The sequence below is a fragment of the Cupriavidus sp. IK-TO18 genome (assembly GCF_015549295.1).
Classification (GTDB): domain Bacteria; phylum Pseudomonadota; class Gammaproteobacteria; order Burkholderiales; family Burkholderiaceae; genus Cupriavidus; species Cupriavidus oxalaticus_A.
In genome coordinates, this window is the sequence record NZ_JADGMP010000012.1 from 235,131 (window position 1) to 248,678 (window position 13,548).

Below are 13,548 nucleotides of genomic sequence, written 5' to 3' on the forward strand. Positions count from 1 at the left end.
AGGACCCCATGAACCGATACTTCTTCCATCTTGTTGTTTTCCTGGCGGGCCTGGCGGCCGTGTGCTGGATCGCCGCAGGCTATGCCGGCTCGAATGCGCTGGCGTTGTCGGTCACGCTGCTGATCGGCGCCTGCTACGTGGCCGGCGCGCATGAGCTGCTGCGCTACCGGCAGGGCACGCTGGGGCTGGCGCAGGCGGTGCAGGGGCTGTCCGAAGCGCCGGCAAGCCTGGATGGCTGGCTGGAGCGCCTGCCCGCGGGACTGCGCAACGCGGTGCGCCTGCGCGTCGAGGGCGAGCGCGTAGCGCTGCCGGGGCCGGCGCTGACGCCGTACCTGGTCGGCCTGCTGGTGCTGCTGGGCATGCTCGGCACGTTCCTCGGCATGGTGTCGACGCTGCGCGGCACCGGCATGGCGCTGGAAACCGCGACCGACCTGCAGGCGATCCGCGCGTCGCTGGCGGCGCCGGTGAAGGGGCTGGGCTTCGCCTTCGGCACCTCGGTGGCCGGCGTGGCCACGTCGGCCATGCTGGGGCTGCTGTCGGCCCTGTGCCGGCGCGAACGCGTGCAGGCCGCGCAGGCGCTCGATGCGCGCATCGCCACCACGCTGCGCCCCTATTCCCGCAGCCACCAGCGCGACGAGTCGTTCCGGCTGCTGCAGCGCCAGGCCGATGCCATGCCGGCGCTGGTCGACCGGCTGCAGGCCATGATGGCGACCATGGAGCAGCAGAACCAGGCCATGGCGGAGCGCCTGGCGGCCAGCCAGGAAGCCTTCCACGGCAAGACCGAAACGGTGTACACGCAGCTGGCCGCCGCGGTCGGGCAATCGCTGAAAGACAGCGTTGCCGACAGCGCGCGCGCCGCCGGCACGGCGATCCAGCCGGCCGTGGAAGCGACCATGGCCGGCCTGGCGCGCGAGACCGCCGCCATGCGCGACGCCGTCACGCAGTCCGTGCAGCAGCAGCTCGAAGGCATCTCGGCACGCTTCGAGACCTCGACCGCCGGCGTCGCCGGGATCTGGAACGAAGCGCTGGCCAGCCAGCAGCGCAGCAATGAAGTCCTGACGGGCGAACTGCGCGGCGCGCTCGACGGCTTTGCACAGGCATTCGAGCAACGTTCGGCCGGCCTGGTCGAGCAGGTCGCGGCACGGCTGGAAACAACCTCCGCCAGCACCGCGCGGGCGTGGACCGAGGCCCTGTCGCAGCAGGCCCGCACCGGCGAGAAGCTCGCCGCCGACAACCAGCAGGCGCTGGCCGCCGCCACGGCGGCATTCGAACAGCAGGCGGCGTCGCTGGTGTGCACCGTGGGCCAGTCGCACGCCGACCTGCAGGCGGGCCTGGCATCGCATGACGAGCAGCGCCTGGCTGCGTGGGCCGGCACGCTCGGCAGCATGACCGAGGCGCTGCGCCAGCAGTGGGACCAGGCCAGCGCGCAGGCCGCGAGCCGCCAGCAGGAAATCAGCGAGACGCTGGCGCAGACCGCGCGCGAGATCGCCGCGCAGGCGCAAGCGCATGCCAGCGGCACCATCGCCGAGATCGAGCGGCTGGTGCAGGCCGCCGCCGACGCGCCCAAGGCCGCCCTCGCGCTGCAGGCGGAACTGGCCGCACGCGACGAACAGCGTCTGGCCGCATGGACCGATTCGCTCGGCGCCATGGCTACCGGCTTGCGCGAGCAATGGGAACAGGCGAGCGTGCAAACGGCGCATCGCCAGCGGGAGATCTGCGCGGCGCTGGCGCAGACGGCGAACGACATCTCCGCCCAGACGCAGGCGCATGCCAGCGGCACCATCGCCGAGATCGACCGGCTGGTGCAGGCCGCCGCCGACGCCCCCAAGGCCGCGCTGGGCATGCAGGCCGAGCTGAGCGCGCGCGACGAACAACGCCTCGCAGCCTGGACCGACGCGCTTGGCAACATGGCCGCCGGACTGCGCGGGGAATGGGAACAGGCGAGCGCACTGGCCGCGAGCCGCCAGCAGGAAATCTGCGCCGCGCTGGCGCAGACTGCCAGCGACATCTCGGCGCAGGCGCAAGCCCACGCCAGCGGCACCATCGCAGAGATCGAGCGTCTGGTGCAGGCCGCCGCCGACGCGCCGAAGGCCGCGCTGGCCCTGCAGACCGAACTGAGCGCGCGCGACGAGCAACGCCTCGCAGCCTGGACCGAAGCCCTCGCCGCGATGGCCGCCACGCTGCGCCAGGAATGGCAGCAGGCGGGCGCGCAGACCGCCACCCGCCAGCAGGAAATCTGCGCAGCACTGGCGCAGACCGCGCAAGCGATTTCCACCGAAACGCAGGCGCACGCCAGCGGCACGCTGGCCGAAATCGAGCGCCTGGTGCAGGCCGCCGCCGAGGCGCCCAGGGCCGCCGCCGCCCTGCAGGCCGAGCTGGCCGCGCGCGACGAACAGCGCCTGGCCGCCTGGACCGGCCACCTCGACAGCATGGCCGGCTCGCTGCGCCAGCAATGGGAACAGGCCGGCAGCCACAGCGCCAGCCGCCAGCAGGAGATCTGCGACACGCTGGCGCAGACCGCGCGCGACATCACCGCGCAGGCCGAGGCGCACGCCAGCAGCACCATCGCCGAAGTCGCGCGCCTGATGCAGGCGTCCGCCGAAGCGCCCAGGGCCGCGGCCGAAGTCATCGCCGAACTGCGCCAGAAGCTCACCGAAGGCATGGCCCGCGACAACGCCATGCTGGAAGAGCGCAGCCGCATGCTGGAAACGCTGGGCACGCTGCTCGACGCCGTGAACCACGCCTCCACCGGCCAGCGCGCCGCGGTCGACACGCTGCTCGCGACCACGTCCGAGCTGCTGGAGCGCGTCGGCGGCCGCTTCACCGAGCAGGTAGAGTCCGAGACCGGCCGCCTGGCGCAGGCCGCGGCGCAGGTCACCGGCAGCGCCGTCGAGGTGGCGAGCCTGGGCGAAGCCTTCGGCGTGGCGGTGCAGATGTTCAGCGCCTCCAACGACAAGCTCTCCGAACAGCTGCAGCGCATCGAGGCCGCGCTCGACAAGTCGATGGCGCGCAGCGATGAGCAGCTGGCCTACTACGTGGCGCAGGCGCGCGAGGTGGTCGACCTCAGCATGCTGTCGCAGAAGCAGATCCTGGAAGACCTGCAGCATCTGGGCGGCCGGCAGGCACCGCGCGCAGAGGCGGCATGAAGGACGACTACATCGACGCCGGCGCCGAGCCGACGGTGCCGGCCTGGGCGGTCTTCGGCGACCTGATGTCGGTGCTGCTGGGCGCGTTCGTGCTGGTGCTGCTAGGCGTCATCGGCGTGCAGCTCGAACTGTCGGCGCGGCTTGAGGACGAGGTGCGGCAGCGGCAGGAAGAAGCGCAGCGCCGCCAGACGCTGGAGCAGGCGCTGGCCGGCCCGCTCGCCGCCGGGCGCGTGACGCTGGTGAACGGGCGCATCGGCATCAGCGGCAGCGTGCTCTTTGCCTTGAACTCCGACCAGCTGCAGCCCGAGGGCCGCGAGCTGTTGCGCAGCCTGGCCGCACCGCTGTCGGCCTACCTGCGCACGCGCGACGAGATGCTGATGGTCAGCGGCTTCACCGACGACCAGCAGGTACGCGAGGGCAACCGCCGCTTCGCCGACAACTGGGAGCTGTCGGCGCAGCGCGCGCTGACCGTGACGCGCGCGCTGATCGATGCCGGCGTGCCGCCCGCTTCGCTGTTCTCCGCGGGCTTCGGCTCGCAGCAGCCGGTCACGGCCAATACCGATGCCGGGAGCCGCGCGAAGAACCGGCGCGTGGAAATCGCGCCGGTGCCGCGCGTGACCATGGGGACGGGGAAGCCGCGTGACTGAAGACGTCGCCGCAAGCGCACGCGCGCAGCTCGACGCCTGGCGCGACAGCGATGCCGCCGGCGTCGACCCGGTGCGCTTCCGGCTGATCGATGCGCTGGCGCGGCGCTCGGCCGGCCATGACGGCGCGGTGCGGCAGATGCTGGATGCGCGGCTGGCGGCGCTGGTCGACAGCTACCGCGAAGCCGTGGCGCAAGACGCTGCGCGGCGCGAAACGGCCGCAGCAACCGAACAGGAAGCCACCGCAAATCCGATCGGCACGCTTGCCGGACTGGTCGGCTACATCAAGGCTAATACGCGCGCTGCAGGGATCGCGTCCGCACCGAGCGCCCCTGCGCCGCGCGCCGCTGCACCGGCGCGCGCCGTGCGTCCCGAACCCGAGCCGGAACTGGTCGACTATTTCCGCGACACGTGGTCGCGCGTCAGCGTGAGCCGGCAGTTGCGGCAGTCGCAGGCGCAGTTGCCGGGCAATGCCGGACCGCTCAATTCCGACCACCTCGTGCATCGTGCGCTGACGCTGATGCATGAGGTGTCGCCAGGCTACCTGGAGCAGTTCTTCTCGTATGTCGAGGCGATGGCGTGGCTGGAGCAACTGCATCGCGGCGGCGCACCGGCCGAGAACGAAGCGGTGCGGGCCACCAGCGCGAAGAAGACCACCCGCGCCAGGCCGCGCAAGGCGGCGGGCTAGTCCGCCGTCCCTGGCGCGATCGCAAACCCGTAGAGCGCCGCGGCATTGCGCCAGCGCAGCGCTTCATTCAGCGAAGCCTCCGCCGGCGCGGTTCCGGGCCAGCGGCTGGTTTCCCCGCACTCCCCCGCCCGCTCCCCGGCTTCATGATTGGTCCACGGCCAATCGCTGCCCCAAAGCAGCCGGTCGGCACCGACCACTTCCAGCCAGCGCTGCGCCAGTTCGCGCCACGCCCCCGGCGCCACCAACCGGTATGGCGCGCTGAACTTGACCCACACCTGCCGACGCGCTCGCACCGCCGCGGCCACGCTGAACACCGGGTCCGCCACGCCCGCCGCGCCCGGCCTGCCAAAATGGTCGAGCACCACCGGTACGCCTGACTCGCCCAGTACGCCATCCAGCGCGGCCAGCACCGCGCTGCCGTCGCCGTTGTCGGTATGGAGCTCGACATGCCAGCCCAGCGCGGCGATACGTGCGAACAATGCGCGCCACGGCGCTGTGCCGATGCGCTGCCAGCCGGGATCGCGATAGAGGTTCAACCGGATGCCGCGCACGCCGGCGTCGTCCAGTTCGCGCAATGCCGCATCGGATACGTCGGGATCGACCACCGCGACGCCGCGCAGCCGCGCCGGCATGGCGCGCAGCGCCGCCAGCAGCGCGGAGTTGTCGGTGCCGAGGAAGCTGGTCTGCACCACCACCCCGAACGGATCGCCAAGCGCCCCGGCCAGCAGCCGCCAGTCCGGCAGCGTGGCGGCATACGGGGGCCGGTAGCGAGCGGAGGGCGCTGCCGGGCCGGCATCGAAGGTATGGAAGTGGCAGTCCACCACCGGCGTTTCGGGTTGATTCATCTGTCTGCCCTGCTGTGTCCGCGGGTAATTCCGGATAGGGGAAGCAAGCCCGCGTCAGTATTCTAGTCCTCTAGAGGACATGGACAACAATTTAGCACGGCTCCAGACCGACGGACAACCGATGGCGGACATTGACCTGCTTCAGAAAATCACCAGCGCGGCCGGCCTGAGCCGGTATGGCCAGATCGCCGCACAGCTCCAGGCGCGCATTGTTTCTGGCGACTGGCCGCCGGGCGAGGCGATACCCGCCGAGGGCGCCCTGGCGAAAGAATTCGGCATAGCGCTGGGAACGATCCGACAGGCAATCGCCGTGCTGGTGCAGGAAGGGCTGCTGGAACGCGTGCAGGGCCGGGGCACCTTTGTGCGCAAGGGCCTGACCGGCGCCAGCCCGATGCGTTTCTTCCGCTTCGGAGGCGCCGACGGCGACGCCAAGGTGCCGCGCTCGGAAATCCTGTCGTGCCGCGCCGTGCGCCTGGACAAGGCCATGGCGGAGCGCTTCGAACTGCCATCCGGAGCGCGCGGCCTGGCGATCACGCGCCGCCGCTGGCTGGACGACAAGCCGCGCCTGCTGGAATCGATCTGGCTGCCGCTGCCGCGTTGCGAAGCGCTGCAGCAGTTGCCGGTATGGGAATGGGGCGACCTGCTGTATCCGCTGCTCGGCAGCCAGTGCGGCATCACCGTGCACCGCGCGGTCGACGAGGTCACCTTCCGCACGCTGGCGCATGACGAGGCCGAGTTGCTGGAACTGCCCGATGCGCACCCCTGCGCGGTGGTGACCCGGCACGCCTTCGACCTGCGCGGCACCTGCATCGAATACCGGCTGACCCGGGGCGATGCCTTCGCTTTTCGCTATACCGCGGACATCCGCTAACCGATCCCGATCCTGATCCGCATCCGAGGAGACCGTTTCATGCATTCCATCAAGGCGCTGGGCGCGGCCATCGGCGCCGCCGGCATCCTGCTGCAACTTGCGCCGGCGCAGGCCGCCGAGAGCGCCGCCACGTGGCCGTCGCGGCCCATCACGATCGTCGTCACGTATCCGCCGGGCGGCGGCGCCGACCTGATGGCACGGCTGATCGCGCCGGGCCTCGGCCGCGAGCTCGGCCAGTCGGTGGTGGTGGAGAACCGCCCCGGCGCCGGCGGCCAGATCGGCGCGGCCTATGTCGCCAAGGCGGCGCCCGACGGCTATACGGTGATGGTCGATGCCTCTTCCTACGCCGTGAATCCCAGCCTCTACGCCAGGCTGCCCTACGACCCGGCCAAGGCGTTCAAGCCCGTCGGCGTGCTGGCGCGCTATCCCAACGTGCTGGTTTCCACTGCCAGCTTCCCGGCCACCAAGGTCGGCGACGTGCTGGCGATGGCGAAGCAGAACCCCGGTTCGGTAGCGTTTGCCTCATCCGGCAATGGCTCGGCGCAGCACCTGGCGGGCGTGCTGTTCGAACAGCGCGCGGGGGTGGACCTGCTGCACGTGCCTTACAAGGGCGGCGGCCCGGCCATGACCGATGTCATCGCCGGGCAGGTGCCGCTGTTCTTCGCCAATGTTGCATCGAGCCTGCAGCACATCAAGGCCGGCAAGCTCAAGCCGCTGGCGGTCACCAGCCACCAGCGCACCAACGCGCTGCCGGGCGTGCCGACGATGCAGGAGGCCGGCGTGCCCGGCTATGAAGTCTATGAGTGGAACGCAGCCTTCCTGCCGGCTGCCACGCCCGAACCGATCGTCGCCAAATTTGCCGAGGCGTTGCACAAGGTGATGCACAGCCCCGAGACGCGGCAGCGCGTGACCGAACTTGGCGGCGAGGTGGTGGCCGCGCCGCCGGCACAGGCGCAGCAATTCATCGACGGCCAGGCCCGGCTGTGGGCCAAGGTGATCAAAGACGGCAACGTCAAGCCTGAATGATCGCCGGCATCGCCAGCCGCGGCGCAATCGCCGCAATCACTACGACCGGATACCCACGGAGACCCGCATGACCCGCGTCAACCACACCCGCCGCCAGTTGCTGCAAGCGACCGCGGCACTGGGCGCCAGCGCCCTCTTCCCCACGCTCGCCCGCGCCCAGGCGTGGCCGGCCAAGCCGGTCCGGCTGGTAGTGCCGTTCGCGCCGGGCGGCAGCTCGGAAATCGTCGCGCGCTCCACCGCGGCGGAACTGACCAAGCTGCTGGGCGTGTCGGTGTTCGTGGAAAACAAGCCGGGCGCCGCCGGCAATATCGCCATGGGCGAAGTGGCGCGCGCCGAAGACAACCATACGCTGATCCTCGGCCATATCGGCACGCTGGCGGTGAACCCGTTCATCTTCCCCAAGCTGCCCTACGACCCGATCAAGGACTTCCGCCCGATCTCGCTGCTGTCCAAGGTGCCAAGCCTGTACGTGGTGCATCCCGACGTGCCGGCGAAGAACCTGAAGGAATTCGTGGCGCTGGCCAAGAGCAAGCCGGGCAAGCTCAACTACGGCTCGGCCGGCAATGGCAGCGCCGGGCACCTGGCTTTCGAGTACCTGAAGGCGGCGACCGGCACCTTCATCACGCACGTGCCGTACCGCGGCAGCGGCCCGCAGATCACCGACCTGCTCTCCGGTCGGCTGGAAGCGGCCGCCGTGGGCGCGCCGGCAATCCTGCAGTTCATCAAGACCGGCAAGGTGCGCTGCATCGCCACCGGCACCACGCAGCGCATTCCGCAGCTGCCGGATGTACCGACCGTGGCCGAGCAAGGGTATCCCGGGTTCGAGATGACGCAGTGGTATGGGCTGCTCGCGCCCGCAACGCTGCCGCAGGCGGCCGCGGACAAGCTGGCGGATGCGACCATCAAGGCCGTCAAGAGCCAGAGCTCGGTCGAGCGGCTGAGCGCGGACGCGGCCATCGTGGTGGGCAATACGCCGGCGGAGTTTGCACGGTTTATCGCGCAGGAGCAGCAGCGCTGGAAGCCGATCATTGCGCGGGCGCAGATCAAGCCGGATTGAGTGGCTTCCGGAGGATGCTATGTTTGCTCCCTCTCCCGCTTGCGGGAGAGGGAGCAAACCGCGGGGCAGCATCTATTCGATCGTCACCTTCCCGTCCTTCACCAGCTTTGCGAACTTCACCGTCTCATCCTGGATGCGGCGCGCGAATTCCTTCGGCGTGCTGGTCATCGGCTCGGCGCCGATGGCCTGCATGCGCTGCTGGAAATCCGGCGATTTCACGATCCTGACGATCTCGGCGTTGAGGCGCGTCACGACCGGCTCCGGCGTGGCGACCGGCGCCATCACGCCGAACCACGTGCCGATGTCGAATCCCTTCAGGCCGGCCTCTTCCAGCGTCGGCACGTCGGGCAGTACGGTCGAACGCTTCGCCGTGGTCACCGCCAGCGCACGCAGCTTGCCCGACTTGATGTGCTGCAGCACCGGCGTCAGCGTGTCGAACGACATGGTCACCTGCCCGCCAAGCAGGTCGGTGGTCAGCGGACCACTGCCCTTGTAAGGCACGTGCAGCAGCGGCGCGCCGGTGGCGGCCTGGAACTGCGTGCCGATCAGGTGCTGCGCGGTGCCGTTGCCGTTGGAACCGTAGGCAAACTCGGGCGAGGCGCGCTTGGCCAGCGCCACCAGTTCGCTGACAGTCTTCGCCGGCGTCTTCGCGGCGTTGATCACCAGCACATTGGGCACCATCGCCACCGGGGCCACCGGCGCGAGGTCTTTCTCGAAGCTATAGGGAAGCTTCTTGTACACGCTGGTGGCGATGGTGTGGTGCACCGCGCCCATCAGCAGCGTGTAGCCGTCCGGCTTGTTCTTGGCGACATAGTCGGCGCCGACCGTGGCGCCTGCGCCAGGCCGGTTCTCGACGATCACCGGCTGGCCGAGGCTTTTGGAAAGCTGGTCGCCCAGCGCGCGCGCCAGCACGTCGGTGGTGCCGCCCGAAGGGAACGGCACGACCAGCGTAATTGGCTTGGCCGGCCAGGCTTGCGCCATGGCGCCACCGCTGAGGGCGAGGCCGGCGGCGGCCAGGGTCAATGCCGATACGCGGCGCAGAAAGTCGGTTGCATGCATGTCTTGTCTCCTGTCTGATGGATTTTCAGCAAGCCTTCATGGCTTGTCTGTCGGTTGCTGCTTCGGGCACTAGCGCAGTTGTCGCAGCGCACTGCTGCCGGCGAAGGCCGCGGCGCAGCCCAGCTCCGCTTCGATGCAAAGCAGCCGGTTGTACTTGGCCACGCGGTCGGAACGGCTGAGCGAGCCGGTCTTGATCTGCGTGGCCGCGGTGCATACGCTCAGGTCGGCAATGGTGGTGTCCTCGGTCTCGCCGGAGCGGTGCGAGATCACCGACGCATAGCCGGCACGCTCGGCCACGTCGATGGCCTGCAGCGTCTCGGTCAGCGTGCCGATCTGGTTGGGCTTGATCAGGATCGCGTTGGCAACGCCCTGCGCGATGCCTTCGGACAGGATCGCGGCGTTGGTGACGAACAGGTCGTCGCCTACCAGCTGCACCTGCGCGCCGAGTTTCTCAGTCAGAAGCCGCCAGCCCCGCCAGTCCTGCTCGGCCATGCCGTCTTCGATGGTGACGATGGGATACTGGCGCACCCAGCCGGCCAGCAGGTCGACAAAGCCTTCGGCGTCGTAGCTGCGGCCTTCCGACGCCAGCACGTAGCGGCCCTCGGCATGGAACTCCGAGCTGGCCACGTCCAGGCCCAGCGCGATATCGCGGCCGGCCCCGAAGCCGGCGGCCTCCACCGCTTGCAGGATCACTTCCAGCGCATGCTCGTTCGAGGCCAGGTCCGGGGCAAAGCCGCCCTCGTCGCCGACCGCGGTGGAAAAGCCGCGCTCGCGCAGCACGCGCTTGAGCGTATGGAACACCTCGGCGCCCCAGCGCAGCGCTTCGGAAAAACTGGGCGCGCCCACGGGCAGGATCATGAATTCCTGCATGTCGACGCTGTTGTCGGCATGCGCACCGCCGTTGATGATGTTCATCATCGGCAAGGGCAGGCGCGTCTCGGCGCGCCCTGCCCCAAGCGAGCGGTACAGCGGCACGCCCGCCGACGCCGCAGCCGCCCGCGCGGTGGCGAGCGAAACCGCGAGCAACGCATTGGCGCCGAGGCGCGACTTGTCGGCGGTGCCGTCCAGCCGGATCAGGCACGCATCCACTTCGGCCTGGTCCGCTGCCTGCATGCCGGCGAGCGTGCGGGCGATATCGACATTGATATGCTGCACGGCCTTGCGCACGCCCTTGCCGAGATAGCGGCGCGGATCGCCGTCGCGCAGCTCCAGCGCCTCGCGCGAGCCGGTGGAGGCGCCCGACGGTGCTGCCGCGAACCCTTGCGCGCCATCGGCCAGCAGCACGCGTGCGGCCACGGTGGGATTGCCGCGCGAGTCGAGGATCTCGTAGCCGAGGATTTCCTTGATGACAGCCATCTCGCTCCCCCTACCGGACCTGCGCGATGCGCAGCAGGTTGGTCGTGCCCGCGACGGTAAAGGGCAGCCCCGCCGAGATCACGATCGACTGGCCGGCCGCGCCGAACTGCTCCTTGAGCACGGTGCGGCTGGCCACTTCGGTCATCTCCACCACGTCGACCACTTCATGGCAGAGCACCGCGTGCACGCCCCACGCCAGCGCGAGGCGGCGCGCGGTGGCAAGCCGCGGCGTCATGCCGAGGATCGGCACCTCGGGCCGTTCGCGCGCCATGCGCAGCGCGGAATAGCCGGAGCTGGTATAGGCTACCGCCGCGGGCGCGCCCAGCAGGCTGGCCACGTGCCGCACGGCGTAGCCGATGGCGTCGGCAGCGTCGGCACGCGGTGCCGAATGCGAGGCCTGGATGGCTTCGTGGTAGTGCGGGTCGGATTCGGTGCGGGTGATGATGCTGTCCATCATCTTCACCGCTTCCACCGGATAGCGGCCCGACGCCGATTCCGCGGACAGCATCACTGCGTCGGCGCCGTCATAGATGGCGGTGGCGACGTCGGATGCCTCGGCGCGGGTCGGCACCGGTGCGGCCACCATCGACTCCAGCATTTGCGTGGCCACTATCACCGGCTTGCCGGCCTTGCGGCAGGCGCGCACGATGCGCTTCTGCAGCGACGGCACCTGTTCGGCAGGCATTTCCACGCCGAGGTCGCCGCGTGCCACCATGATTGCGTCGGACGCCTCGACGATCGCCTCCAGGCTCTGGATCGCGGCCGGCTTCTCCAGCTTGGCGACGATGCCGGCGCGGCCGTCGACGATCTGGCGGATCTCCTCGATATCCTCGGCGCGCTGCACGAACGACAGCGCCACCCAGTCCACCCCGAGCGACAGCCCGAAGTCCAGGTCGGCGCGGTCCTTTTCGGTCATGGCCGACAGCGGCAGCACCACGCCCGGCACGTTGACGCCCTTGCGGTCGGACAGCGTGCCGCCGTTGACGACCACGGTCTCGGCATAGTCGGCGCCGCAGCGCTCCACGCGCAGCCGCACCCGGCCGTCGTCGACCAGCAGTTCCGCGCCCGGCTGCAGCGCCGCGAAGATCTCCGGATGCGGCAGGCTCACGCGCTGCGCGCTTCCGGGCACGGACGCATCCAGATCGAGCCGGAATGCTGCCTGCGCCGCCACTTGCACCGGACCCTCGGCAAAGGTGCCGATGCGCAGCTTGGGACCCTGCAGGTCAAGCAGCACGCCGATCGGGCGGCCGCGTTCCTGTTCGATCGCGCGGACGGCGTGCAGGCGCTGCTTGTGGTCTTCATGCGAGCCATGGCTGAAGTTGAGCCGGAACACATCGGCTCCCGCATCGAACAGCTGGCCGATGGTGGCCGGATCCGAACTGGCGGGCCCGAGCGTGGCCACGATCTTTGCGTTGCGAAGGCGTCTCATGTGTTGGCTCCGGAAGCGCGCGTCAGCACGATCGCGCGGAAATCATTGACATTGGTCAGCGTGGGGCCGGTCACGACCGCGTCCCCCAGCGCCTCGAAGAATCCATGGCCGTCGTTGGCGGCCAGCGCGTCCTGCGGGTTCAGGCCGGCGCGCCATGCGCGCTCGAGCGTGTCAGGGCCGATCACCGCACCGGCGATCTCTTCCTGCCCGTCGACGCCGTCGGTGTCGCCGGCGATGGCATGGATGCCGGCCTCGCCGCGCAGGGCCAGCGCCAGCGACAGCAGGAACTCGACATTGCGGCCGCCCTGGCCGTTGCCGCGCACGGTGACCGTGGTCTCGCCGCCGGACAGCAGCACGCACGGCGCGGCAAAGGGCTGGCCGTGCCTGGCCGCCGCCAGCGCGATGCCGCCCAGCACCTTGCCAACCTCGCGGGCCTCGCCCTCGATGGCGTCGCCGAGCACATGCACGGCATAGCCGGCGTCGCGGCCCGCTTGCGCAGCGGCCTGCAGCGCCAGCCGCGGCGTGGCGATCCACTCGGTGCGGATGCGCGGCAGGCGCGGGTCGCCGGGCTTGGGCGTCTCGGCCGCGTCGGACTGCAGCGCGGCCAGCACGTGGGCAGGCAGGTCGATGGCGTAGCGCCTGACGATGGCCAGCGCATCGGCGCACGTGGTCGGGTCGGGCACGGTCGGGCCGGAGGCGACGTCGATGGCGTCGTCGCCCGGCACGTCGGAAATCAGCAGGTTCAGCACCTGCGCGGGGTAGCACGCGGCGGCCAGCCTGCCGCCCTTGATCGCGGACAGGTGGCGGCGCACGCAGTTCATCTCGGAGATTGTCGCCCCCGACTTGAGCAGCGCGCGGTTCACCTGCTGCTTGTCGTCCAGCGTGATGCCGGCCAGCGGCAGCGGCAGCAGCGACGAGCCGCCGCCGGAGACCAGGCAGATCACGAGGTCGTCCTCGCTGAGGCCGGACACCAGTTCCAGCATGCGGCGCGAGGCGGCCAGCCCGGCATCGTCCGGCACCGGGTGCGCGGCTTCGACGATCTCGATGCGCGCGCAAGGCACCGCGTAGCCGTAGCGCGTCACCACCAGCCCCTGCAGCGGGCCTGGCCACGCTGCTTCCAGCGCTGCGGCCATGGCCGCAGAGGCCTTGCCGGCACCGATGACGATGGTGCGGCCGCGCGGCGCTGCGGGCAGGTGGCGCGCCAGCGTGCGTGCCGGCTGCGCGGCGGCGATGGCCGCGTCGAACATGCGCCGCAGCAGCACGTCGGGATCGATCGTTGGCATGGTCACGGCGCGCTCATGGATCATGGCTGTTTCCTGCTGATTCGGTGTTTCGTAAGGCAAACGCTCCCCCCGGCACAGCTCTGGGCGTGCTGCTTGTGGCGGAAGGCGGTGCGGCTATGCCGCTGGTTTGCTCCCCTCTCCCGC

Annotated in this window: 11 protein-coding genes; 6 read left to right on the forward strand and 5 right to left on the reverse strand. The window is 70.1% G+C overall.

Annotation, left to right across the window (positions count from 1 at the left end; translation table 11 throughout):
* The first annotated feature begins 8 nt into the window (after positions 1-8).
* Genes IPF36_RS11085 through IPF36_RS11095 form a run of 3 tightly spaced genes read left to right on the forward strand, consistent with a single transcriptional unit; the run spans position 9 to position 4,478 of the window.
* Positions 9-3,146, forward strand: coding sequence for a DUF802 domain-containing protein (locus tag IPF36_RS11085; RefSeq protein ID WP_195427978.1), 3,138 nt, complete (start codon positions 9-11; stop codon positions 3,144-3,146).
* Positions 3,143-3,793, forward strand: coding sequence for an OmpA family protein (locus tag IPF36_RS11090; RefSeq protein WP_133093371.1), 651 nt, complete (start codon positions 3,143-3,145; stop codon positions 3,791-3,793). The genes IPF36_RS11085 and IPF36_RS11090 overlap by 4 nt, the downstream gene beginning before the upstream one ends.
* Positions 3,786-4,478: a DUF2894 domain-containing protein gene (locus tag IPF36_RS11095; RefSeq protein ID WP_135703532.1), complete on the forward strand. Its 693-nt coding sequence runs from the start codon at positions 3,786-3,788 to the stop codon at positions 4,476-4,478. The genes IPF36_RS11090 and IPF36_RS11095 overlap by 8 nt, the downstream gene beginning before the upstream one ends.
* On the opposite strand, the gene IPF36_RS11100 is transcribed toward IPF36_RS11095, so the two are convergent.
* On the reverse strand, positions 4,475-5,323 hold the full coding sequence (locus tag IPF36_RS11100; protein WP_135703531.1) for an amidohydrolase: 849 nt from the start codon (positions 5,321-5,323) through the stop codon (positions 4,475-4,477). The genes IPF36_RS11095 and IPF36_RS11100 overlap by 4 nt on opposite strands.
* A 121-nt stretch (positions 5,324-5,444) precedes the next feature.
* On the opposite strand from IPF36_RS11100, the gene IPF36_RS11105 reads away from it, so the two are divergent.
* The 3 genes from IPF36_RS11105 (at position 5,445) to IPF36_RS11115 (ending at position 8,277) form a co-directional block, all read left to right on the forward strand.
* On the forward strand, positions 5,445-6,194 hold the full coding sequence (locus IPF36_RS11105) for a GntR family transcriptional regulator (RefSeq protein ID WP_135703530.1): 750 nt from the start codon (positions 5,445-5,447) through the stop codon (positions 6,192-6,194).
* A gap of 39 nt (positions 6,195-6,233) precedes the next feature.
* Positions 6,234-7,220 (forward strand): tripartite tricarboxylate transporter substrate binding protein, encoded by a 987-nt coding sequence (locus IPF36_RS11110; RefSeq protein ID WP_135703529.1) that lies wholly within the window; start codon positions 6,234-6,236, stop codon positions 7,218-7,220.
* Positions 7,221-7,287: 67 nt separating this feature from the next.
* Positions 7,288-8,277 (forward strand): tripartite tricarboxylate transporter substrate binding protein, encoded by a 990-nt coding sequence (locus tag IPF36_RS11115; RefSeq protein WP_135703528.1) that lies wholly within the window; start codon positions 7,288-7,290, stop codon positions 8,275-8,277.
* A 72-nt stretch (positions 8,278-8,349) separates the two neighbouring features.
* On the opposite strand, the gene IPF36_RS11120 is transcribed toward IPF36_RS11115, so the two are convergent.
* From IPF36_RS11120 to IPF36_RS11135, 4 genes are all read right to left on the reverse strand, one after another.
* Positions 8,350-9,336 (reverse strand): tripartite tricarboxylate transporter substrate binding protein, encoded by a 987-nt coding sequence (locus tag IPF36_RS11120; RefSeq protein WP_133093377.1) that lies wholly within the window; start codon positions 9,334-9,336, stop codon positions 8,350-8,352.
* Positions 9,337-9,405: 69 nt separating this feature from the next.
* Positions 9,406-10,692: a phosphopyruvate hydratase gene (gene eno / locus IPF36_RS11125; RefSeq protein WP_195427979.1), complete on the reverse strand. Its 1,287-nt coding sequence runs from the start codon at positions 10,690-10,692 to the stop codon at positions 9,406-9,408.
* A 10-nt stretch (positions 10,693-10,702) separates the two neighbouring features.
* The gene (pyk, locus tag IPF36_RS11130) at positions 10,703-12,121 is read right to left on the reverse strand and encodes a pyruvate kinase (protein ID WP_135703526.1); all 1,419 of its coding nucleotides are present in this window, start codon (positions 12,119-12,121) and stop codon (positions 10,703-10,705) included.
* A complete protein-coding gene (locus IPF36_RS11135) occupies positions 12,118-13,428 on the reverse strand; it encodes a glycerate kinase (RefSeq protein WP_240745761.1) in 1,311 nt (436 codons plus the stop codon). Before IPF36_RS11135 ends, pyk begins: the two co-directional genes overlap by 4 nt.
* Positions 13,429-13,548 lie beyond the last annotated feature (120 nt).